At 51.6% G+C, this 23,921-nt stretch carries 20 protein-coding genes; 10 read left to right on the top strand and 10 right to left on the bottom strand.

Annotated features, from left to right (window positions below; all coding sequences use genetic code 11):
- Window positions 1-51 precede the first annotated feature (51 nt).
- From WN53_RS19525 to icd, 5 genes are all read right to left on the bottom strand, one after another.
- The gene (locus tag WN53_RS19525) at window positions 52-597 is read right to left on the bottom strand and encodes a fimbrial protein (RefSeq protein ID WP_024485969.1); all 546 of its coding nucleotides are present in this window, start codon (window positions 595-597) and stop codon (window positions 52-54) included.
- 788 nt (window positions 598-1,385) lie between these two features.
- Window positions 1,386-1,916, bottom strand: a complete 531-nt coding sequence (locus WN53_RS19520; protein WP_024485968.1) for a fimbrial protein — start codon at window positions 1,914-1,916, stop codon at window positions 1,386-1,388.
- A gap of 310 nt (window positions 1,917-2,226) precedes the next feature.
- Window positions 2,227-2,598 carry a hypothetical protein gene (locus WN53_RS19515; RefSeq protein ID WP_024485967.1) on the bottom strand — a complete coding sequence of 124 codons (372 nt, stop codon included), beginning with the start codon at window positions 2,596-2,598 and terminating at the stop codon, window positions 2,227-2,229.
- Window positions 2,599-2,604: 6 nt separating this feature from the next.
- Window positions 2,605-3,090, bottom strand: coding sequence for a hypothetical protein (locus tag WN53_RS19510; RefSeq protein WP_141131997.1), 486 nt, complete (start codon window positions 3,088-3,090; stop codon window positions 2,605-2,607).
- 372 nt (window positions 3,091-3,462) lie between these two features.
- The gene (gene icd / locus WN53_RS19505) at window positions 3,463-4,716 is read right to left on the bottom strand and encodes an NADP-dependent isocitrate dehydrogenase (RefSeq protein WP_021804667.1); all 1,254 of its coding nucleotides are present in this window, start codon (window positions 4,714-4,716) and stop codon (window positions 3,463-3,465) included.
- 140 nt (window positions 4,717-4,856) lie between these two features.
- Here icd and rluE point away from each other — a divergent pair, with 140 nt between their 5' ends.
- The 6 genes from rluE to purB all read left to right on the top strand — a co-directional run bounded on the left by rluE (window position 4,857) and on the right by purB (window position 9,514).
- A complete protein-coding gene (gene rluE, locus WN53_RS19500; RefSeq protein WP_024485965.1) occupies window positions 4,857-5,483 on the top strand; it encodes a 23S rRNA pseudouridine(2457) synthase RluE in 627 nt (208 codons plus the stop codon).
- A gap of 25 nt (window positions 5,484-5,508) precedes the next feature.
- A complete protein-coding gene (locus WN53_RS19495; protein ID WP_024485964.1) occupies window positions 5,509-5,838 on the top strand; it encodes a lysozyme inhibitor LprI family protein in 330 nt (109 codons plus the stop codon).
- Window positions 5,839-5,847: 9 nt separating this feature from the next.
- Entirely contained in the window at window positions 5,848-6,294 is a 447-nt protein-coding gene (locus WN53_RS19490; RefSeq protein WP_024485963.1) for an NUDIX hydrolase, read from the top strand.
- A gap of 95 nt (window positions 6,295-6,389) precedes the next feature.
- Window positions 6,390-7,493, top strand: coding sequence for a tRNA 2-thiouridine(34) synthase MnmA (mnmA, locus tag WN53_RS19485; RefSeq protein ID WP_021178255.1), 1,104 nt, complete (start codon window positions 6,390-6,392; stop codon window positions 7,491-7,493).
- A gap of 2 nt (window positions 7,494-7,495) precedes the next feature.
- Window positions 7,496-8,122 (top strand): high frequency lysogenization protein HflD, encoded by a 627-nt coding sequence (hflD, locus tag WN53_RS19480; RefSeq protein WP_021804670.1) that lies wholly within the window; start codon window positions 7,496-7,498, stop codon window positions 8,120-8,122.
- Between the two features lie 21 nt (window positions 8,123-8,143).
- Window positions 8,144-9,514, top strand: a complete 1,371-nt coding sequence (gene purB / locus WN53_RS19475; protein ID WP_024485962.1) for an adenylosuccinate lyase — start codon at window positions 8,144-8,146, stop codon at window positions 9,512-9,514.
- A gap of 157 nt (window positions 9,515-9,671) precedes the next feature.
- Here the strand turns inward: purB and WN53_RS19470 are convergent, their stop codons facing one another.
- From WN53_RS19470 to WN53_RS19455, 4 genes are all read right to left on the bottom strand, one after another.
- On the bottom strand, window positions 9,672-10,280 hold the full coding sequence (locus tag WN53_RS19470) for a maltose acetyltransferase domain-containing protein (protein WP_037412944.1): 609 nt from the start codon (window positions 10,278-10,280) through the stop codon (window positions 9,672-9,674).
- Between the two features lie 23 nt (window positions 10,281-10,303).
- Window positions 10,304-11,566, bottom strand: coding sequence for an MFS transporter (locus WN53_RS19465; protein ID WP_046808181.1), 1,263 nt, complete (start codon window positions 11,564-11,566; stop codon window positions 10,304-10,306).
- Between the two features lie 213 nt (window positions 11,567-11,779).
- A complete protein-coding gene (locus WN53_RS19460) occupies window positions 11,780-14,872 on the bottom strand; it encodes a beta-galactosidase (protein WP_046808180.1) in 3,093 nt (1,030 codons plus the stop codon).
- Between the two features lie 141 nt (window positions 14,873-15,013).
- Complete coding sequence (locus WN53_RS19455; RefSeq protein WP_024485258.1) at window positions 15,014-16,105, bottom strand: LacI family DNA-binding transcriptional regulator; 1,092 nt, start codon at window positions 16,103-16,105, stop codon at window positions 15,014-15,016.
- Between the two features lie 255 nt (window positions 16,106-16,360).
- Between WN53_RS19455 and ebgR the strand changes: the two genes are divergently transcribed.
- From ebgR to WN53_RS19435, 4 genes are all read left to right on the top strand, one after another.
- Window positions 16,361-17,344 (top strand): transcriptional regulator EbgR, encoded by a 984-nt coding sequence (ebgR, locus tag WN53_RS19450; protein WP_024485257.1) that lies wholly within the window; start codon window positions 16,361-16,363, stop codon window positions 17,342-17,344.
- A gap of 344 nt (window positions 17,345-17,688) precedes the next feature.
- Window positions 17,689-20,760: a beta-galactosidase subunit alpha gene (gene ebgA / locus WN53_RS19445; RefSeq protein WP_024485256.1), complete on the top strand. Its 3,072-nt coding sequence runs from the start codon at window positions 17,689-17,691 to the stop codon at window positions 20,758-20,760.
- 3 nt (window positions 20,761-20,763) lie between these two features.
- Window positions 20,764-21,216: a beta-galactosidase subunit beta gene (locus tag WN53_RS19440; RefSeq protein WP_024485255.1), complete on the top strand. Its 453-nt coding sequence runs from the start codon at window positions 20,764-20,766 to the stop codon at window positions 21,214-21,216.
- 90 nt (window positions 21,217-21,306) lie between these two features.
- Window positions 21,307-22,722: an amino acid permease gene (locus WN53_RS19435; protein ID WP_024485254.1), complete on the top strand. Its 1,416-nt coding sequence runs from the start codon at window positions 21,307-21,309 to the stop codon at window positions 22,720-22,722.
- A 120-nt stretch (window positions 22,723-22,842) separates the two neighbouring features.
- Here WN53_RS19435 and WN53_RS19430 read toward each other — a convergent pair whose 3' ends face one another.
- Complete coding sequence (locus WN53_RS19430; protein ID WP_024485253.1) at window positions 22,843-23,553, bottom strand: GNAT family N-acetyltransferase; 711 nt, start codon at window positions 23,551-23,553, stop codon at window positions 22,843-22,845.
- Between the last annotated feature and the right edge of the window lie 368 nt (window positions 23,554-23,921).

Genomic DNA, 23,921 nt, shown 5'->3' with positions numbered 1-23,921 from the left:
TCCGAACCCAACGGGAGATAGAGGGGGGATGACTCCCCCTTCAAAGGCCGATTACTGATACTGAATAGAATAGACTACATTGGTGATCACGGAGCCTGCGGTTGTGGCTCCTTCAGCATAATAACGCACCGCATAAGGCAAGGTGGCGCTACCGCTGGTAACATTTTGGTACTTGGTGTTGGCCGCCTGGTTCGAATTACCGGCCTGGATCACCTCTCGAGACGCATTGGACCCATCCAACAGCTGCAGACTGACGTTGGAAGCCGTACCGCTCAGGTTTTTCAGGCGTCCTGTCATAGAATCTACCGAGGCACCCGCTTCAAAGAAGGCAGAGGCAGTCTGCAGTGTGCCTGAGCAGTTGTTCAGTGCCATCACGAACCCCGTTTCACCAGCAGTTTGGCTCGCGCTGCTCAACTGGTTGGTACCGACGGTTGGCAGCACGACGGTGGCGTCCGCATTCTGACCATCGATTGCAACTTCACAGGTGCTGGCAGTCAGTTCACCGTTGAAGGTGATGGTACCGGTAGAAGCGGCCTGAGCCAGACCCACAGAACCAAATACTGCAACCAGGGAAGCTACGACTGTTAAGTTTTTCATATTTATTCCTAGTGACCTTACGTCATTAAACTATTAGGTTACCCACGACGGTGGATATATTTATGCAATACATAACTCTATTAATATGACGAGCATATATTGGCAATAACACAGCATTGAAAATGCGGGGCAATAACTGGCGCTATAAAAACAAATGAACATACATTCACAAGATATCAATGAATGGTAGTTCCGTGTTGAAAGCCTTTTCAGCGTATCTTTATCCCTTATCCCATCACGACTCATTCGTCCGGTGTTGCATACTGCCTTGCTGTTGGGATAAATATTATCGCCCAATGCGGAATATTCTTAGTGAAGTAATATTAAACGTAGGAAAAACCATTTAAGTATTTATGAATCAATAAGTTAAAGTCCGTTCTTATATGGTGAACAAGATTTCTTTATTGTTCTAACCGCACTGCACTTCCATATAAGAAAACCAGGCAACAAACTGATATATAACAAAAAACACCAAGCAAAGGGATTTTTGGCAGCGATACACAGATAGCTTCGCTTACCCGTAAGTTACTTACTGCTCTGCCGCAAAGTTACACCTCATCAGCGTTTGGCTGCTATTTCCCCAACCGTTCTGTTTAGACGGGCGCAGCATTCAGCGCCCCTACGCTGTGAGACCTGCGAGAGATTGTTAGCAGATACAGTTTGTCGTGATGATTGTGGTCAACCAAGGATTAATGCAGCTCATTTTACATAAGGTTTTGCAGAAGTATATTATGGAGAAAACAAACGGGAGCCATCAGGCTCCCGATATTCAATAGTGAATTTTTGAGTTACTGGAAATTCAGCATGAAACCAGCCGCAGCCTGATAATCACCCGCTTGAATATTTCCCGGCACACCATCTCCCTGAAGGTAAATGGTAAAAGGAAGGGTGTTATTACCATTCTGGAGCGAAATATTTTTGCTGGGCTTCCCCAGCTCGAGAACATTTCCTGAACCATCGGTCAATGCAACACTGGCACCGCTAGCCGTACCTGTAATGCCAAGACGACCATCCTTTCCTTCCATGCCAACAAAAGTAACGGTTACGCTATTACCTGCAGAAACTTCACAATTTTCCAATTGAATATTGAAATGTTGCGGAGCCGACTTACCAGAGCCATTGTTTTCAAGCAGTGCGGCATCGGCCACCTGCCCTAATGCGATTGTCTGGTCAAGAGACTCGGGAGCTAAAGAGCAGGATGTTTGTGTCTTAATAATACTACCTGACACTGTCATTCTTCCATTACCTTCGGCCATCGTTGCCGAGCTAAAAGCAATAGTTGTTAAGAATAGTACAGCTAACAAGTTTTTAATTTCCATAATAGAACCCATTGTTGAAAATAATAGCACCAAATGTGCATGGCTATAATCGCATTTTACGGAATAATTGAAATTCGTTTGCGTTGTGCCAGTGACAGGCAAAATTATTTAATCTATTCATACCTCGTGTACTTCTTGGGGCGTATTTCACCGACTACGCTCGCAATAGTTAACATTTTTCAAGGGTGGATATAGCCGCTAGCGATCTGCAACCATTCATTATTGAAATAAGATTTAGGCCAATTGAACTCAGGATGTAAAAAAGCCAGCATTAATGCTGGCTAGGTTAGATTAACTATAGGGGTATCGTTTAAAGGCAGCCTTTTATACCGGAAATTAATATTTTCTTACTACCCCAAATTCTATCCCCGTTATGGTAAAAAACGACTCTGCTTTTACCATCAACTGAAGGTGAAACATCAACTATTTCTGTATAATTAAGAGTATATAGTGTTATCATATCGCCGGTGTTTCGCTGACTGACACCAGCTGCGGTAAGTCCCATGTGAACATCACTGTTTTGCCAAGCATTTTTTATACATGCTGCCGTAATTTCCGTATTCATAGATGAGGTGTATTCACTATCCATCCCGTTATACGCCCTTCCAGACTCAACGTTGGCAATGAAACAACCGGATAAAGCGACAGGAAGGATGAGGGCAATCCATTTATAAACTTTCATTTTTCCTCACATTAGCAAGTATTTATTTGCAGCAGCTTTAAAATTGTTTAATTCTTGAGCGGCATCATTATTAACAGATATTTTTTGCATAAAGGCGACCCAGTCTGCGTATGTATCTATAAGTGCTGCTTTTTCCTGTTCATTCATTGGCACTGACTTTAGCTGTTGGAATTGTTGTTCTGAAAATTTAATAGCATTTTCGCGCGTTGTTAATGTACATGCGTGTACTTCTTCTATGTACGCTTGATCTGCTTTAGCTTGAGCGGTTTTTAGCTTTTTTGCCCCTATATCATTGAATAAACTAGCTAGAGAGGCCATTTGTTGCAAGTTGTTGATGAAGTCAGATTTACCAACCGTATCACGCTTCACATTTTCAGTTATATTAGGGCATTCAAACCTATGAAGATCCCAACCTTTACCTGTTACATCATATGTGCAACCTGATAAAAGAACCGTTCCTAAAAGAATAAAAGTTAAACTTACCGTCCTCACATCCTCATCTCCATACCTAACATTTTGTAACATCCTAATGCCAATAGAACACAAAAGAAAGTGAGAAAAACAGCAATCGGAACTAGCTAGTCATCTTTGTGATGAATAGAGCCCCCCCAGAAGTACCGCGCTGCGTTGGCGGTCTTTGCCGTACTGATGCCAGCGTTGTTTGCGTAGTGGTTACCAGGAATTTGTTAATCATCTCGACAATAACTTTCAAAACCGAGGCTCTAATCTACTTGAATGAGATTTTAGCGGTTGGTTATTAGGCATGAAAAAGCTCATCTTTTACGCAGTCTTGCGGAGAGGTTTTTGAGGGTAAAAAAAACGGGAACCATCAGGCTCCCGTTATCATTCAACGCCAAGTCACACTTACATGTGTTTAACGATAGCGTCGCCAAACTCTGAACATTTCAGCAGTTTAGCGCCTTCCATCAGACGTTCGAAATCGTAAGTCACGGTCTTGGCAGCGATAGCGCCTTCCATGCCCTTAACGATCAGGTCAGCAGCTTCGAACCAACCCATATGACGCAACATCATCTCAGCGGACAGGATGATGGAACCTGGGTTCACTTTATCCTGGCCAGCATACTTAGGCGCGGTGCCGTGGGTAGCTTCAAACAGCGCACAATCGGAACCGATGTTGGCACCAGGTGCGATACCGATACCACCAACCTGAGCGGCCAGGGCGTCGGAGATGTAGTCACCGTTCAGGTTCATACAGGCGATCACGTCGTATTCTGCCGGGCGCAGCAGGATTTGCTGCAGGAAGGCGTCGGCGATCACGTCTTTAACCACGATCTCTTTACCGGTGTTCGGGTTCTTGATTTTCAGCCATGGGCCGCCGTCGATCAGTTCACCACCGAACTCTTCACGTGCCAGTTCGTAGCCCCAATCCTTGAAGGCACCTTCGGTGAACTTCATGATGTTGCCTTTGTGGACCAGCGTCACTGAATCACGATCGTTGGTGATAGCATATTCAATGGCCGCACGAACCAGGCGCTTGGTGCCTTCTTCGGAACACGGCTTAACGCCAATACCGCACTGCTCTGGGAAACGGATCTTCTTCACGCCCATTTCGTCACGCAGGAATTTGATCACTTTGTCGGCTTCTGCAGAACCCGCTTTCCATTCGATACCGGCGTAGATGTCTTCGGCGTTTTCACGGAAGATCACCATATCGGTCAGCTCTGGCTGCTTAACCGGGCTTGGTGTGCCCTGGTAATAACGCACCGGGCGCAGACACACGTACAGATCGAGCTGTTGGCGCAGTGCCACGTTCAGAGAACGAATACCGCCACCCACTGGCGTAGTCAGTGGGCCTTTGATCGCTACGCGGTAGTCACGAATAAGTTCCAGTGTTTCTTCCGGCAGCCACACGTCTTTCCCGTAAACGTGGGTGGATTTTTCACCGGTATAGATTTCCATCCAGGAGATTTTACGTTCGCCGTGGTAGGCCTTTTTAACCGCTGCATCCACCACGTGGATCATGGCAGGAGTAACGTCAACGCCAATACCGTCACCTTCGATGAACGGGATGATAGGGTTATGCGGAACAACCAGTTTACCCTGGGCATCAACCGTAATCTTTTTACCTTCTGCCGGAACAACTACTTTGCTTTCCATCAACCTCTCCTTTCTGTCTTCAAGCGCAATTTTTGTTAATGCTTTGTAAGATGCGTGTCAATACTACTTGAATATTCAGCTCGCGCCAATCCGAAACGGATTAGGCTATAATGCGCTTATCATTCGAAATCTCAAAGACCATGACTAAATTCTCTGTTAAAAATCACCAAGTTAAACGATTCAGCCGCAGTAAACCCGCAGCCCGCCAGAAATCGCAGGCGCCGCGGCGAGTGGTTATCTTCAACAAACCCTTTGATGTGTTACCACAATTTACCGACGAAGCCGGCCGCGTCACCCTGAAAAAATTCATTCCTTTCAGCGATGTTTATGCCGCCGGGCGCCTCGATCGCGACAGTGAAGGCTTACTGGTGCTGACCAACGACGGCAAGCTACAGGCGCAACTAACCCAGCCCGGCAAACGCACCGGTAAGATTTACTATGTGCAGGTGGAAGGCGAACCACAGGATAGCGATCTGGCAGCATTGCGCCTTGGCGTTACGCTGAACGATGGGCCAACCCTGCCCGCTGGAGCGGAACGGGTCGAAGAGCCAGAATGGCTATGGCCGCGCAATCCACCGATCCGGGAACGCAAGACCATCCCCACCAGTTGGCTGAAAATCACGCTCTACGAGGGCCGAAACCGCCAGGTGCGTCGCATGACGGCACATATCGGCTTCCCTACCCTGCGCCTGATTCGTTACAGTATGGGCAATCTTTCTCTGGGCAGCTTGCAACCAGGGGAGTGGCAAACTCTGGATCCGCAGTAAATCCCAAGGAACTCGACCAATGAAAATGTTCAAGGTACTCCTGTTCAGCAGTCTGGTGTCGGTCTCTGCGGCACAAGCCGCCAGCTTTGACTGCGACAAGGCGCTTGGCCTCGATGAAAAGGCAATCTGCGCCAGCCGTTCGTTGAGCGACAAAGACGTAGAGATGGTCACCAAATATCAGTTCCTGCGTGGTCTGTTTGCCATGGGCACACGCGGGGAGATGCAGGATCGGCAACAGAGCTGGCTAGCGCAACGCAAGCAGTGTGGCAGTAACGTCGATTGTCTGTCGCAGAGCTACCAAACCCGCATTGCCGAGTTGGATGACATTTATCAGCACATCAATAAACCGCTTTAAGGAACCGCCATGTTTAAGCCGCACGTCACCGTTGCCTGCGTGGTTCATGCCGCCGGTAAATTTTTGGTAGTCGAAGAAACTATCAACGGAAAAGCCCTGTGGAATCAACCGGCAGGCCATCTCGAGGCGGATGAAACGCTGGTCCAGGCCGCTGAGCGCGAGCTGTGGGAAGAAACCGGCATCCGCGCCACGCCGCAGTCTTTTCTGCGGATGCATCAGTGGATCGCGCCAGACCGCACGCCGTTTCTGCGCTTCTGCTTTGTGATTGAGCTGGAGCAGCCGCTGCCCACCGAGCCGCAAGACGATGATATCGATCGCTGCCTGTGGCTGACCGCCGAGCAGATCCTGGAGGCTGAAAACCTGCGTTCACCGCTGGTGGCCGAGACGATCCGTTGTTATCAGCAGCCGGAACGCTACCCGTTGTCGCTGGTTGCCAGCTTTAACTGGCCGCTTTGAACTCGAATAAGGGCCGTGCGCGCAGGCGGCCAACGTGGTAAAATCCTGCGCTTGTTTTTTATCGCACAGTACGTGTTCAAGTTCGTGAGATCCCCATGTCAGACAACAGCCAGAAAAAAGTGATCGTCGGAATGTCCGGCGGCGTCGACTCTTCCGTTACCGCCTATCTGTTACAACAACAGGGCTATCAGGTCGCTGGGTTGTTCATGAAGAACTGGGAAGAAGACGACGACGAGGAATACTGCTCGGCCGCCACCGATTTGGCCGATGCGCAAGCCGTCTGCGACAAGCTGGGCATCGAGCTGCATACGGTGAACTTCGCAGCGGAATACTGGGACAACGTGTTCGAGCTGTTCCTTGAAGAGTACAAGGCAGGCCGTACCCCTAACCCGGATATCCTGTGCAATAAAGAAATCAAATTCAAAGCGTTCCTGGAGTTTGCGGCTGAAGATCTGGGGGCGGATTTTATCGCTACCGGTCACTATGTCCGCCGCCAGGACGTGGACGGCAAAAGCCGCCTGCTTCGCGGCGTCGACGGTAACAAAGACCAGAGCTATTTCCTGTATACGCTAAGCCACGAGCAGGTTGCGCAAAGCCTGTTCCCGGTTGGTGAGTTGGAAAAGCCAGAGGTGCGCCGCATTGCGGAGCAGTTGGAACTGGTTACCGCCAAGAAAAAAGACTCTACCGGCATCTGCTTTATCGGCGAACGTAAATTCCGCGACTTCCTGGGCCGCTATCTGCCAGCACAGCCAGGCCCGATTGTTAGCGTCGATGGCCAAACCATCGGCGAGCACCAGGGCTTGATGTACCACACCCTCGGCCAGCGTAAAGGCTTGGGCATCGGCGGTATGAAAGACAGTAGCGAAGATCCGTGGTACGTGGTGGATAAAGACGTCGCCAACAATATTCTGGTGGTCGCTCAAGGCCACGAACATCCACGCCTGATGTCTATCGGCCTGATCGCCCAGCAGTTGCATTGGGTGGATCGCCTGCCGTTGACACAACCTCTGCGCTGTACGGTTAAAACCCGTTATCGCCAGCAAGATATTCCCTGCACCGTGACGCCGCTAGACGCCGAGCGCATCGAAGTCCGCTTCGATGAGCCGGTCGCAGCCGTCACCCCAGGCCAGTCCGCCGTGTTTTATCAGGGCGATATCTGCCTGGGCGGCGGCATTATTGAACAGCGTATACAGGAGTAACCGTGGCGAAGAATTATTACGACATCACGCTGGCTATGGCCGGGATTAGCCAAGCGGCCCGTCTGGTACAGCAGTTGGCGCACGAAGGGCAAATGGATGGCGAAGCCTTCCATACCTCGCTCAACAGCCTGTTGCAGATGGATCCCCCTTCTACCCTGGCGGTGTTCGGCGGCGAAGAGCGTAACCTGAAGATGGGGCTGGAAACCTTGATTGGCGTACTCAACGCCAATAACAAAGGCCCGGCCGCCGAGCTGACCCGCTACACCATTAGCCTGATGGTGCTGGAGCGCAAGCTGAACGCCAACAAAACGGCGATGAATACGCTCGGTGAACGCTTGAGCCAGTTGGAGCGTCAGTTGGCGCATTATGAGCTGGGTTCAGATACCATCATCAGCGCTCTGGCCGGTATCTATGTCGATGTCGTGGCACCATTGGGGCCGCGTATTCAGGTAACCGGTTCGCCCGCCATCTTGCAAAATCCGCAGGTGCAGGCCAAGGTTCGTGCCACCCTGCTCGCCGGTATCCGTGCCGCCGTGCTGTGGCAGCAGGTTGGCGGTAGCCGCCTGCAGTTAATGTTTTCCCGTAATCGTCTGCTCAAGCAGGCGCAAAATATCGTTGCTCATTGTTAAACTTCCCAGGAGTTGCTACCGATGGAATTATCCTCACTGACCGCCGTTTCCCCCATTGATGGACGCTACGGTGATAAAGTCAGCGCACTGCGCACCATTTTCAGCGAGTATGGCTTGCTGAAATTCCGCGTGCAGGTTGAAGTACGTTGGCTGCAAAAACTGGCCGCTTGCGCAGAGATCAAAGAAGTTCCCGCTTTTGACGCCGACGCAAACGCTTACCTTGATAAGATCGTCGCAGAATTCAGTGAAGAAGACGCCCAGCGCATCAAGACCATCGAGCGCACCACCAACCACGACGTGAAAGCGGTGGAATACTTCCTGAAAGAAAAAGTGGAATCAGTACCCGCTCTGCACGCCGTGTCCGAGTTTATCCACTTCGCCTGTACCTCTGAAGACATCAACAACCTGTCCCACGCACTGATGCTGCACACCGCGCGTCAGGATGTGGTGTTGCCGCACTGGCGCAAAATCATCGAGTCCATCAAAGGGTTGGCGCTGGAATATCGCGATATTCCGCTGCTGTCACGTACCCATGGCCAACCTGCTACCCCGTCTACCGTGGGTAAAGAGTTTGCCAACGTGGCCTACCGGATGGAGCGTCAATATCGTCAGTTAGAGCGCGTTGAGATCCTCGGCAAAATCAACGGCGCGGTGGGTAACTACAATGCCCACATCGTGGCCTATCCGGAAGTGGACTGGCACAGCTTCAGCGAAGAGTTCGTCACCTCGCTGGGAGTGACCTGGAACCCGTACACCACCCAGATCGAGCCGCATGACTATATCGCCGAGCTGTTCGACTGCGTAGCGCGTTTCAACACCATCCTGATCGACTTTGACCGCGATATCTGGGGTTACATCGCCCTGAACCACTTCAAGCAAAAAACCATTGCCGGTGAGATCGGTTCTTCCACCATGCCGCACAAGGTTAACCCGATCGACTTCGAGAACTCCGAAGGCAACCTGGGCCTGGCTAACGCGGTGCTGGGTCATCTGGCTAGCAAACTGCCGGTTTCCCGCTGGCAGCGTGACCTGACGGACTCCACGGTGCTGCGTAACCTGGGCGTGGGCCTGGGCTATGCGCTGATAGCTTATCAGGCCACCATGAAAGGCATCAGCAAGCTGGAAGTGAACCGTGCGCACCTGCTGGACGAGCTGGATCACAACTGGGAAGTGCTGGCCGAGCCGATCCAGACCGTGATGCGCCGCTACGGCATCGAAAAGCCGTATGAGAAGCTGAAAGAGCTGACCCGTGGTAAACGCGTGGATGCGGCAGGTATGCAAGCCTTTATCGATAGCCTGGAACTGCCGGAAGACGAAAAAACCCGTCTGAAAGCCATGACGCCAGCTAACTATATTGGCCGCGCCACCACCATGGTTGACGAGCTGAAGTAAGCATCTCCCCCTTGTAGCTTTTAAAGGCTCTTTAGTTACCCGCCCAAGGGCGGGTAACTTTTAACCGAGCTGAACCGGACTCCACAGCCGGATCATCTATGAAACAACAAGCCGGTAAGATCAGCGCCCCTACGCAGCAAAAAGATTATCTTGCCGTTTATAGTGAGCTATCTGTGAAACGCCGCCCTTTATGGTAGAAAACTCGATCGTGCTCACCGATTGATCTTAGTACTCGGCAGGGAACGCCCGCAGCGACCACGTCTGCAGGCACATCCTTGGTCACCACGCTTCCAGCACCAATAACGCTGTTACGACCTATGGTGACGCCAGGGTTAATGATGACCCCACTACCAATCCAGACATTATCTTCAATGGTGACGGGCAAAGAAAACTGCTGGCCGGTAATACGCACCGCAGGATCCACCGGGTGCCCCGTGGTAGATATCGTGACATTCGGTGCAATCATCACATTATCGCCAATCAGCACCTTACCGTCGTCCACCACAACCAGATTAAAGTTGGCGTAAAAGTTTTCCCCAATAGCGATCTGGCTACCATAGGCAACATGCAGCGGCGGCTCAATCCAAAAGTTCTTGCCGACCCTTCCCATCAGTTGTCGGATCAGCGCTTCACGTTTTGTCCGCTCTGAAGGCCGCGTATGATTAAAGTCATAAACCAATTCTTTTCCGCGCAGGCGCTCTTCTGCCATACCTTCATCCATATCAGTGTATAAACACCCACTGGCTAACTTTTCCCGTTGCGTCATCATCGCATTATCCTTGTCGTTGACTATGCCATATCCCTTACGGCTTCAGGTTCAGGTTTAAAAGCTGACAGCGGCCCACGTCCCGACAAAGTGAAGACTGATATCAGAGTAAACGTTAGCGCAATAAGCCCCAGAATAAGGTAGGTTCCGTGGAAGCCGACTTTTTCATACATATTCCCGGCAAAGACCGACATAAACATGATGGCTAATTGTTTAAAGAAACAGAAGCAAACCAGATAAATAGTGGCAGAGAAACGCACCTCAAATACCGAAGTAATATATTTAAAACAGCCAACGATCAGGAACGGAATTTCAAACATATGCAAGGTTTTCAGAATGACCACTTCTAACGGCGTAGAGGCAAATGAAGAGCCGATAATACGTATCGACATGATTAGCCCTGCGAGCAACAGCGCATTTTTCCCACCGATGCGATTCACAATCAGCGGTGCAAAAAACATGATTGAGGCATTCAGCAACTCCCCCATCGTGGTGACATAACCAAAAACACGAGTTCCTTGTTCGGTTGAAGAGAAGAACGAAGTGAAAAAGTTGGCGAATTGCTGATCAAACACATCATAGGTACAGGAAACGCCTACCACGTACAGGGCTAAAAACCACAGCTTTGAGTCTTTCAGTAATTCGAAAGCCAAGCGTAAATTAAACGGCTTACTGTTAGCGCCCAATTTATCAGCAACCTCGGCGGTATTGCCGGTTTCAGGCTTAGCAATAAGTAACAGGATCGCCAGTATCACGGCACAACCAGAGCCCAGCCAGAATACAAATTCGTTGTTGATGGTAAACATAATGCCAACCACAGAGGCACACAACGCCCAGCCCACACAGCCAAATAAACGCGCACGGCCAAATTCAAACGAGCTACGGCGGCTTACTTTCTCTATATACGCTTCAATAGCCGGCGCACCTCCGTTATAAATGAAACCAAGATAAATTCCGCCCACGATGGAGCCTAAAACAATATTGGTGCGTAGTAGCGGGCCAAAAACATAAATAAAGAACGGCGCAAACAACACCAGCATCCCTGTGATTATCCACAGCAAGTGTTTTCTCAACCCCAGCTTATCCGACAGCAAGCCAAATATCGGTTGAAAGAGTAATGAGAAGAAGGAGATGCTGGCAAAGATAATGCCGGTATCACTTTTACTGACCTGGTTGATGTCATGCAGCCAGATGGGGAAAAACGGGAAATAGGCCCCCATGATGAAGAAGTAGAAAAAGAAAAACAGCCCAAACATCCAGAAGTTAGTGTTTTTCAAATAATACATGCGAACTCCTTGTGCAAAACCCAAGCGCGTTTGAGTTCATACTCAAGTACGCGACATTATTTATATTTTCATCAGGTAGGAGATAGATACTGTTCTGTATTTTAAAAACTCGTGTTGCGGGAAGATGCTAAACCCACGCCTCCAGTCACATAGATAACCATGTGACTGGAGTAAACAAGTGCAACCAAGAATCCATCCCATGATGAATAAGTCTTATCCGCCGTACTGCCAAACCAACTTATAGTTGTAGTGCTCAGCATCCAAGATAAAATCCGGGCTCACACTCGGGCTCCATGAGTCATCACCACCGACCCCCATATGGAAACCATCTATATTGACCCAAGCCCCCTGCTCCGCGCGCAACAAATGGTTATGTGAGGTATCAGCCAATTGTTGCTGGCTATATTGGCTGAGGCCAAAGTGGAAATCCCCCTGCCACTGCCAGTGACCAAAATTCAGTTGGCGAGTATTGCAACGCAGTCCATTCTCCGTTGGGAAAATGTATGGCGTATGTAGCTCAGAAAGCGGTAACGTCCACCGCCCAAGCTGAGCGGAAAGCTGGCGGTCAGGGTAGTTTTCGTGTGGGCCTAACCCCAGCCACGTTGCGTGTTCAGCAACCTCCGCAAGTTGGCAGCTCAAGCCAATCCGCGCCGGCGCTGGAATTCCATGGGCTACGTCAACGTTGACATCAATATGCAATTTACCCTGGCAGTCGATCAAATAGGTCTTGCGGCTGATAAACATGATGCTGTTTTGGTAGGCATAAGTATGGGCTGTGCGGATCTGCACGCCTTGTGAAATCGCATCGGCTTCACAGTGCAGTAAGCGCGTTTCTAGCGCGTACATTCCAGCTCTCTTCCAACGTTCTACCCATGCATTAGGATCGATGTGAGCGGCATCGCTCACACCAATGTCATTATCAAGCGGTGCGCGGGTAAAGTTGTCGCGTAACGGCGTCAACAGAGCGGCTTTTTCATCCTGCCACCACTGCTCAAGCAAACCGGTTTGCCGATTGAACTGCCAGCGCTGTGTACCCCACTCAATGCTGAAAGCGTCATTATGCTCGTTCAACCGAGGTGACTGCGCCTGAACGTCACTGTGATCGGTTGGTAAGGTTAATGGTCGTGCTAAACGCCACTGGTCCCAGGCACAACGATGATGCTCATCAGACCATGCCGTTGCCTTGATTTGGCGAACCTCCACGTTCAACCACAGTTCACCGCTCTCTTTCAGTTCGGGAATATCACCCAATACGATTTTCTGTGTACCCTGCGCCGCTAATGACAGTTCAACCTCGCCCTGTGCAATAGCTTTCCCGTCCAAGGCTACATTCCAATAAAGCCGCTCGTTATCGCTGGTACGGAATAAATACTCACTGCTCACTTCAATCGTTAACGGCTGCTGTTCGAGCATTTGGAACTGATAAAACTGCTGGGCACGCTGCGCTTCAAACAGTGCCGGGTGCGGGCTGCGATCGGGGAATACCAACCCGTTCAAACAAAATTGGCGGTCATTGGGCGTATCACCGAAGTCGCCGCCGTAAGCCCAGTAAGATTGACCATCATCATCAAGACGCGTCAAACCTTGGTCGACCCAGTCCCAGACAAAGCCCCCCTGCAGTCGCGGATGTTTACGAAAAGCCTGCCAGTAACGATCAAAACCACCAAAGCTGTTGCCCATCGCATGAGCATACTCACACAGGATCAGTGGGCGGTTTTCATCGGGCATGCCGATCCACTTCTTGATCGACCATTTGGGTACTACCGGGAAAGGCTGATCCTGGTCGACGCGGGCATACATGGGGCACACAATATCCGTTGCCGCCGAATTGGCACCGCCGCCTTCATACTGCACTGGACGAGTAGGATCCTGGCTTTTCACCCAGCGATACAGCGCATCATGGTTGCTGCCGTGGCCGGACTCGTTGCCCAGAGACCAGATGATGATGCAGGCATGGTTGCGATCGCGTTGTACCATGCGCGTAACACGCTCGCTCATAGCAGGCAGCCAGAGCGGATCGTTCGACAGTCGGTTCATCGGCTGCATGCCGTGGGTTTCAATATTAGCCTCATCCACTACGTACAGGCCGTAACGATCGCACAGCTTGTACCACAGCGGGTGGTTCGGATAATGGGAACAGCGCACCGCGTTGAAATTATGCTGCTTCATCAGCAGGATATCCTGACGCATGGTGGCTTCATCCATGACCTGACCCTGCTCAGGATGGTGCTCATGGCGGTTGGTGCCACGTATCAATAGCGGCTGTCCGTTAAGCTTCAGTAAGCCGTTGCTGATTTCAACCTGGCGGAAACCGACATCATAGGCTTCAGCCTCCACCAATTCACCCGTTGGGGAGAGCAACTTGACCACTGCGCGATACAGTGTCGGCGTCTCAGCACTCCACAAGGCGGGTTGATCCACCGGCAGGCGCAGGGTCGTACGCTCATCATAAGCGCCGCGCTCATCGATAATCTCGCTGCCGAAGTCCTGCGTTTTCTCGGCGATCAGGGCATCTTTACGCCACAGTTGCACCTGCACCCGGTGTTGTTGTGGCTGATGAGCTTGCACCTCTACCACCAATTCCCCTCGGCGGAAACTGTCACTTAATGGCGTGGTGATAGAGATATCGCTCAGGTGAGTGGCGGGTTTATGCAATAGGCTGACATCGCGGAAAATCCCACTCATGCGCCACATATCCTGATCTTCCAGATAACTGCCGTCGCACCAGCGTAATACCATCACCGCCAGCCGGTTTTCCCCTGGAACCAAAACGTCGCTGAGATCGAATTCAGCAGGTAAACGGCTGTCTTGCGAATAGCCAACCCAGTGACCATTGCACCACAGATAAAACGCAGAATTGACACCGTCGAAAATAATCCGGGTCTGTCCCTGTGCTAACCACCCATCATCAAGATTAAATGTGAGCGAATAACATCCCGTGGGGTTTTCTACCGGGACGAAAGGCGGATTAACCGGGATCGGATAGGTAACGTTGGTGTAAATCGGTGCATCGTAGCCAGCCAACTGCCAGTTTGACGGCACCTGTATTTCATCAGCGTTGTCCAGGTCGTTCTGTAACCAGGTCTCCGGCACCCGTTCTGGCTGACTAAAATAGCTAAACTTCCAGGTGCCATTTAATGAAGCAGACTGAGCTGAAACCCTATCTTCTCTTGCATCTTGCTCATTGCGCCAACTTTGAAATGGCGGATGCGCGGGCAGGCGACGGTATTGCGTACAGGCAGGATTTTCCCAGTCTCGACGAGATAAAACAGCGCTGAGTGATTTCCCTGTTTGAGATGAGTTCATGCTTTCCCTCTAAATGTTATACGCTCACAATTAACAATAAAATGAACAATGCGCGTAGAGGTGTAAAGCAAATATCCTTGGGAAAGCGAGATCAGTCACAAATTAAGCTCAGGGATCGCAACCGATCCCTGACTTTGGCGGCTATTTTCCCTCGAGCGCGGAGATTTGACGTGCGATACGCAGCAACTCCTGGGATAAAGTGTGCAGCGATACCTTTTCTGGATTCATAACCGCCGTTGTATGCCTTTGCACCAGACTGGTCTTCAAACGCAAAGAACCGGCATGAGACACATGTCGATCTTCCAGACACTGAACCAGGCGTTTAACGCTTTCCTGCCCCAACATCCGAAAGTCCTGCTTAATGGTTGTCAGCGGTGGGTAATAATAAGCACTGTCTTCTGTATCATCGTACCCCACTACCGACATTTGCACCGGAATTTGCAACCCGTACTCCTGCAATGCACGCAGCACGCCTAACGCCATTTGATCGTTAGCAACCAAGATCGCCGTTGGGTGTTTTGGCAAGCTCAGGATCTGCCCGGCAAGCTGGTAACCGGAGGCCGCACTCCAATCTCCATGGAGCACCGAACAAGGCTTCAACTGACGCTCTGCTAACGTAGTCAGCCACCCCTGATAGCGCAAGCGTGCCGAAATCGAGACCAGCGGCCCGGTAATCAGTGCTATATCACGATGCCCAAGAGCAACGACATGTTCTACCCCTTGTCGAGCCCCCTGATAGGGATCAAAAAGAATGCTGGAGACATCAGAATCAGGGTCGACGTCCAAAAACAGCGCAGGCACCTCGCCACAAACTTGTTCAATAGCGTGAGAATCTTCAGCGCAGAGCGAAACGTTAATCAGCAATCCATCTACCCTTTGCGACAACAGCTCATTTATCGCAGTGCGACAGGCCTGAACGCTAAGATCTTCCACCATGGAAATCACCACGTTAAATCCCATCTGGTTTGCCTGCGTTTTAATTGCCGAAGCGATTTGAGAAGGTGCGTGCAGCGCTAGTTCGGTGGTCGCCAGCCCCAGCGTAAAACTCTGTTTGCCTGCAAGTTGCTGTGCGACACGGTTTGGTACGTAATTCAACGCAGCCATGGCCTGCTCGACCTTCGCGCGGGTTTTATCCGAAACGTGTTCAGCACGATTTAATACCCGTGACACGGTTTGATACGACACTCCGGAATAGTCGGCGACGTCATTCAGCGTGACAGATTTAGGCTTCATACGGTTTCTCGCGTCGATTAATTCAAAGAAATCAAGCTAATGAGTATCAATCATAGCAGCTTAAAACGCTATCCAACCAGGCATTATTGACAGTACGGCCTGAAGGTATTGATTTCAGGCCTTCGGGCCCATAAAGAGTGAACCCGTTAATCTCGCAACCCTTATTTTTTACTAAAAACTGATGAAAGTTCGCCGACATCACTTACAATGCCAGATAACGAAGTTTGCCGTTCAGGCTGTGAGATAAGGATAGATATGGCAACGCTGAAAGACATCGCGGCCGAAGCAGGAGTTTCATTGGCGACGGTCTCCCGGGTTTTGAATGACGATCCCACGCTCAACGTCAAAGAAGAGACCAAGCATCGCATTCTGGAAATTGCCGAAAAGCTGGAATACAAGACCAGCAGTGCCAAAAAGCATCTGACTAACACGGTGGTACAGCACCACGTGCTGGCGCTATACAGCTATAAGCAAGAGATGGAAATCAACGATCCTTATTATCTTTCCATTCGCCACGGCATCGAAACCCAGTGCGAGAGGTTGGGGATTGAACTCACCAACTGCTACAAAAACAACCAACTGCCGGATTTGAAAAAGATCACCGGCGTGCTGATCGTCAGCAAGCCTGCACCTGAGATCCTGCGTAAGGCAGCGGCGCTAACCGACAACATCTGCTTTATTGATTTTAATGAGCCCGGTACCGAGTACGACTCAGTGGATATCGATCTGACAAAAATCAGCAAAGAGATCATCGACTTCTTTATTGAACACGGGGCCAAACGCATCGGTTTTATCGGCGGTGCCGATGAGCCGAATAAAGCGGATATCCGCGAAGCGGCCTTTGTGGAATATGGGCGGCTGAAAGGCGTGGTCCGCGATCAAGATATCTACCGTGGCGATTTCTCTAGCGCCTCCGGCTATGAGCTGGCGAAAAAAATGCTGGCAACCGCGGATTATCCTGCCGCGCTGTTTGTCGCCTCAGACTCCATTGCCATTGGGGTACTGCGCAGCATTCATGAGTTGGGGTTGAAAATCCCACAGGACATCGCCCTGATCAGCGTGAACGATATCCCGACCGCGCGTTTCACCTTCCCACCGCTTTCTACCGTGCGTATCCACTCGGAAATGATGGGGATCCAAGGGGTCAACCTGCTGCTGGAGAAATTCCGTGATGGTCGTGCCCTGCCACTACAGGTCTACGTGCCCAGCAAGTTAAAGCTGCGTGAAACCACCAAGTAACTGACGACTCAATTCTCGCCATGTAGGGGGCGCCGCATGCTGCGCCCGTTAAAACGCCTATCCCGTATCCAACCGCTTAGTTATTAGTAAAAAATACTAATAATTACGGGTTTTTTACCTCAAAATCTGCCAATTTTGCCACTTCTCTCCGCCTACCACGCCAATCAGCCATTTCTTTAACCCGATCACAGATCCACCAGCACAATGAACATAAAGCGTGATCGAGTTAAAGCAAAACAAATTATCGGCTACATTTTAGTAAATGTTTTACTAAAATCACTCCAAGCATTGACGCATTCCATGCCAAGACTGCGGCCTACAGCATTCAGACCAGGAGAGATGACGTGAATAATTGGGAAAACTTTCAACACCTGCATGAGAACCGAATGGCCCCCCGCGCCTACTTCTTCTCATATGACTCACTCAAGCGTGCCCAAACCTTTCAGCGCGCCCTCAGCAGCCACTTTATGGCGCTCAGCGGCCAATGGAGCTTTAACTACTTCACCAACCCGCTGCTGGTGCCCGACGACTTTTATTCACAAAGGATGACTGACTGGGGCCAGATCACGGTGCCCAACATGTGGCAAATGGAAGGTCACGGCATCCTGCAATATACCGATGAGGGCTTCCCCTTCCCGATCGATGTGCCTTTCGTGCCGACAGACAACCCAACCGGTGCTTACCAGCGCAGTTTCACACTAGGTGAACAGTGGAGCGGGAAACAGACCATCATCAAATTTGATGGGGTTGAGACCTATTTTGAAGTGTACGTTAACGGCCAGTATGTGGGTTTCAGCAAGGGCAGCCGCCTGACCGCCGAATTTGATATCTCCGGTTACGTACACTCTGGGGAAAACCTGCTGGCCGTGCGCGTCATGCAGTGGGCGGACTCGACCTATATTGAAGATCAGGATATGTGGTGGACGGCAGGCATCTTCCGTGATGTCTATCTGGTGGGCAAAGAGCCGGTTCACGTGCAGGATCTGACCGTTCGCACCGATTTTGCTGCTGACTACCAAAGCGCGACCCTGTCCTGCGCACTGGAGATCGAGAATCTGTCTGGGGCTCCGCTAGCAGACTACGTGGTCGAGTATGCCCTGTTTGATAACGATAATCTCCTGGCGCAGCAGTACCAAGGCGCACAAACCCAGACCCATTTTGCTATCAATCTGGCAAATCCCATCCAGTGGTCAGCGGAAAACCCTTATCTCTATCAGCTGTTTATCACGCTTAAAGACCCAAGCGGCACCGTATTGGAGGTGATCCCTCAACGCGTCGGGTTCCGCGATATCAAGGTGCGTGATGGCCTGTTCTATATCAACAACCAGTATGTGATGCTGCACGGCGTCAACCGCCATGATAACGACCATCTGAAAGGCCGTGCGGTAGGCATGGATCGCGTCGAAAAAGATCTGATCCTGATGAAGCAGCACAATATCAACTCGGTACGTACCGCCCATTACCCTAACGACCCGCGCTTTTATGAGCTCTGCGACATTTACGGGCTGTTCGTGATGGCCGAAACCGACGTCGAAACCCATGGTTTTGCCAACGTGGGCGATCTGAGCCGCATCACCAACGATCCGGCCTGGGAAACGGTATTCGTCGATCGCATCGTGCGCCACGTTCACGCGCAGAAGAATCATCCGTCAATCGTGATGTGGTCGCTGGGCAATGAGTCCGGCTACGGCTGCAACATCCACGCGATGTACCACGCTACCAAGGCCATCGACGATACACGACTGGTGCACTACGAAGAAGACCGCGACGCCGAGGTGGTGGATATCATCTCCACCATGTATACCCGCGCGCCGTTGATGAATGAGTTTGGTGAACATCCGCACGCCAAACCACGCATCATCTGTGAATACGCGCACGCCATGGGGAATGGCCCCGGCGGCCTGACGGAATACCAGAACGTGTTTTACCAGCACGATCATATTCAGGGCCACTACGTTTGGGAGTGGTGCGATCACGGCATCCTGGCGCACGACGAGCAAGGCCAGGCATTTTACAAATACGGCGGCGACTTCGGCGACTATCCGAACAACTACAACTTCTGCATGGACGGGCTGATCTTCCCGGATCAAACCCCAGGGCCGGGCCTGAAGGAGTACAAGCAGGTTATCGCGCCGGTGAAGATCCGCGCGCTTGAGTCACGCCTTGGCACCTTCCTGGTTGAGAACAAGCTGTGGTTTACCAATCTGGATGATTACACCCTCACCGCCGAGATCCGCGCAGAAGGGGAAACGCTGGCATCGCTGCCTCTGCGGTTGAAAGATCTGGCGGCCAACTCCTCACGGGAAATCCACCTCGAGCTGCCTGAACTGGATGAGCGCGAAGCCTTTGTGAACTTCACCGTACGCAAGAACTCCAGCACGCTGTACAGCCCGGCTAATCACGAAATCGCGGTGTACCAGTTCCAACTCAAAGAGAATACTGCGCAGGCAGAAGTCTATACCAACCTCAACGCCCTGCCACTACGGGTAGCAGAAAGCCGTCTGGCCTACTGCATCTGCGGCCAGGACTTTAGGCTGACCTTCTCCAAGGTGAACGGCAAGCTGACCTCCTGGATGAGCAACGGGGAAGAGATTATCGCCTCTGCTCCGGCGCTAAGCTTCTTCAAACCGATGATCGATAACCATAAACAGGAGTATCAGGGCCTGTGGGAACCCGCTCATCTGCAAATCATGCAGGAGCACTTCCGTACATTGGACGTCGTTCAGGCCGATGGCCGCGTTGAGATCACCGTCACCAGCATCATCGCCCCGCCGGTCTTCGACTTCGGCATGCGCTGTTGCTACCGCTACCAGATCAATGCCGAAGGCCAGCTCAACGTGGAGCTCAGCGGTGAGCGTTATGGCGATTACCCGTACGTGATCCCGGCCATCGGGCTGGATATGGGCATCAACGGCGGCTTTGATCGGGTGAACTACTATGGCCGCGGCCCGGAAGAAAACTATCAGGACAGCCAGCAGGCCAACCTGATCGATATCTACCAGACCACGGTGGCCGAGATGTTCGAGCACTATCCGTTCCCACAAAATAACGGTAACCGCCAGCATGTGCGCTGGGCCGCGCTCACCAATCGCCACGGTACCGGCCTGCTGGTCAAACCGCAGCAACCGATCAACTTCAGCGCCTGGGAGTACACCAGCCAGAACCTGCATCAGGCGCAGCACACCAATGAGCTGCAACCGAGCGGTTATATCACCCTCAACCTTGACCACCAGGTGATGGGCCTGGGTTCCAACTCCTGGGGCAGCGAAGTCCTCGACTCCTACCGGGTTTACATGGCGCCATTCCGCTATGGCCTGACCCTGATACCGCTGCAAGCCGGTGACGTCAGCGCCCAAGCGCTGACCAACCATGACTTTGCCAATGACTTCTTCACTCCAACCACCAACGAGGCCTGATCCATGCACGTATTAGACAACCTGGAACAATTCAAAGTGGTTTACCGGGACGGCCGCAAATGGAACCGTTGTGTGGAAGCCATTGAGAACATTGCCAATATCAAAGACGGCGTGATGCACTCCATCGGTGACACGCTGGTCTATATGATTGAAGACGGCGTCAACCGCAATCACGCGACCTTTGTAGGCAACCGTCGCTATTTCACCATCCATTACTACCTCGAGGGCGGTGAAACGGTGGAGTTCGCGCAGAAATCCGCCCTCTCCCCCGTTGAGGCCTACCGCGATGAAACCGACAGCGAATACCTGGAAGGCACCGGGCAAACCTGTGAATTACGTGCCGGGCAACTGGCGATTTTTGACAACCAGGAAGCCTACCGCTTCCACGGCGACAACCGGGTAAGAAAAGTGGTGCTGCGGGTCACCATTGAGGATGGCTACATGTTGAACAAGTGATCCTGCTGATTATGAAGCGAACCGGGCGGGAAATCATTCCCGCACCATCCAGATTGAGTTCATCATTGATGTCGTTCATCGGAGGACGCTATGTCCGATTCTTTACGTGGCACGATTGGCAAGTTTGCCCTGTTGTCGATGACCTTTGCGGCGGTGTTCAACGTACGCAATATCGTCAACAACAACATTGAGCTGGGCTTGAGTTCAGCCCCGGTATTTTTGTTTGCGACCCTGGTCTACTTCATTCCCTTTGTGTTTATTATCGCGGAGTTTGTGTCCGCCAATAAGAACTCCGAGTCGGGAATGTACGACTGGCTAAAACAGCCTCTGGGCACCCGAGCAGCCTATATGGGGTCGTTCCTGTATTGGTTCGTCAACCTGTTCTGGTTTGTATCATTGCTGCCTAACGTGATTGCCTATGCATCGTACGCCATTATGGGCCGCGAATACGCCTTTTCCCCGGTGATGGTATCGATCATCTCGATCGTACTGTTTGCCGCCACCACCCATATTTCCACCAAGGGTGCCAGTTGGTTGGGCAAGATTGCCGAAGTCGTCGCCTATGGGGTATTCGCCCTGTTTGCAATTTACGTGTTGGGCGCACTAATGGCGCTGAGCGGCGATCACGTCCCGGCGCAGCCTATCACGCTGGAGGCGATGACGCCGACGGTGAACTGGGCAACGTTAGGTATCATGTGTTGGATTTTCCAGGCGGCTGGCGGTGCGGAAACGGCGGCGGCCTACCTCAATGACGTCAAAGGGGGCCAGAAGTCGTTTATCAAGGTGATTATCATTGCCGGTGCGGTGATCGGTGGGATGTATGCCGTCGGTTCCCTGTTGGTTAACGTGTTTGTCGCGCGTGAAAACCTGACCTATGCGGGCGGCATGGTGGAAATCTTCACCGGGATGGCCAAGTACTTCGGCATTTCCGAAACGCTGGTGGGCCGCCTGGTGGGTATCGTGCTATTCATCGCCATTTTTGGTTCGATGATGATGTGGACCTCCGCGCCGGTGAAGATCCACTTCTCCGAGATCCCGAAAGGCGTTTACGGCCAGAAAACCACCGAGCTGAACAGGCATGGCGTTCCGGTACGTGCTGCATGGTGGCAATTTGCCTTCGTGTTCGTGATGTTGGTGGTTAACGGCTTTGGTTCCGAATCGGTACAGCAGATGATGAACACCGCGATTAACCTGACGGCGGGGACGGCGATGCTGCCACCAATCTTTATCATGGTGGCCTACTTCGTGTTCCGCTGGAAGCATGACGATACGCCGCGCGAGTTCCGCATGGGGTCGCGTAAATTCGGGATGGGTGTGGTTTCGGTGCTGATCACCATCTTTGTGGTCAGCATGACAGCGTCGGCATTCCCGCCGGGTGTCGATCTGATGAAGGCCTTCTTTATCAACGTCTGTATGACCGCCGTGTTCTCGGCGCTGGCCTGGTGGTGGATTTCACGCTTCGAGGCTAAACAGGTAAGAAATAAAGCGGCGCTGACCGAGCAGTAATTAACGAGACACCGTTGCTGAATATGTAGGGGGCGAACATGTTCGCCCCGATATATCAACGGACGTGGCACTCGACAAAGCGGGCGCAGCATGCAGCGCCCCTACGAAGAAATGAGTCGGTTAGCTGTTTGGCGGCATAAACGCCTGCAAACGCTGTATCTGCTGGCCATCAGAGCCAAAGTTCTCGTCAGCCAGCCAACCTTCGAACGCACTACGCATCTGCGGCCAGTATTGGTCGATCATGGCGAACCAGTCGGTATCCCGGTTGCGGCCCTTGGTAACCAATGCCTGCATAAAACGCCCTTCATATTGGAAACCAAAGCGTTGCGCTGCCTGCCTGGAAGGCGCATTCAGGCTATCGCATTTCCATTCGCAGCGGCGGTAACCCAACTCATCAAAGGTGTGGCGCAGCATCAGGTAAATCGCCTCGGTGGCGCAGGAGCGCTGCTTCATCAGTGGCGACCAGCAGACGTGGCCAATTTCCAACACGCCGCTAGCCTCTTCAATCCGCATAAAGGCCACCGTACCGACGGGCAGATCGGTGGCTAAATCGAACACCACCAGATTCACCAACGCCGGGTTGGCCTGCAGGTTTTCCAGATGCGCACGCAGTTCCTGCGGGCTATCCGGCCGCTCCCTCATCAGGTATGTCCAGTCTCGGCCATCTGGCGCGAGCTGGTAAGCCGCAAACAGCGCGGCAAAGTCCCGCTCGGCGTCCAACATCGCGAGGCGGCAAAATTTGCCCGTCAGCGTCACCTCCTGCGGCCGTGGCAAGGCATGCCATTGCACCAAGGGTTCGCCCACCGGCTGACCATATTGATTTATCGCCATAAAAGTATTCCGTCTGGTTGCAGCAAAAGTAGGTTCTCCGCAACAGCATATACCGATGCCAGATCGCAGCATACAGACCAATTAACCCCAGCGACTAGACCAATCATCAACCGCCCGTTAGGGGCTTTAGTCAAGGCAAATTGTTAATGAAATGATCTAAATCAAAAACAATGTGAAGAAAATGTTTTGAAACAGATGCTTTATTGTTTGTTTTAACTGCCAAGACGTAAACTTGAATCACCATACCAGTAGCTTGCTAATCATTATTGGTCATGGAATAGCAACTCCCTCTGCCCGTTTTTACGGCCCAAGACAGCGGCCACGCGGGCATTTCTGTGAAGCAGGTACCCTATGGATTTCAAGCTGCA

It is taken from the genome of Serratia fonticola (assembly GCF_001006005.1).
In the GTDB taxonomy this organism is placed as follows: Bacteria; Pseudomonadota; Gammaproteobacteria; order Enterobacterales; family Enterobacteriaceae; genus Chania; species Chania fonticola.
Note: the sequence above shows the minus strand (reverse complement) of the source record. Positions and strands in the feature narration are given on the sequence as shown.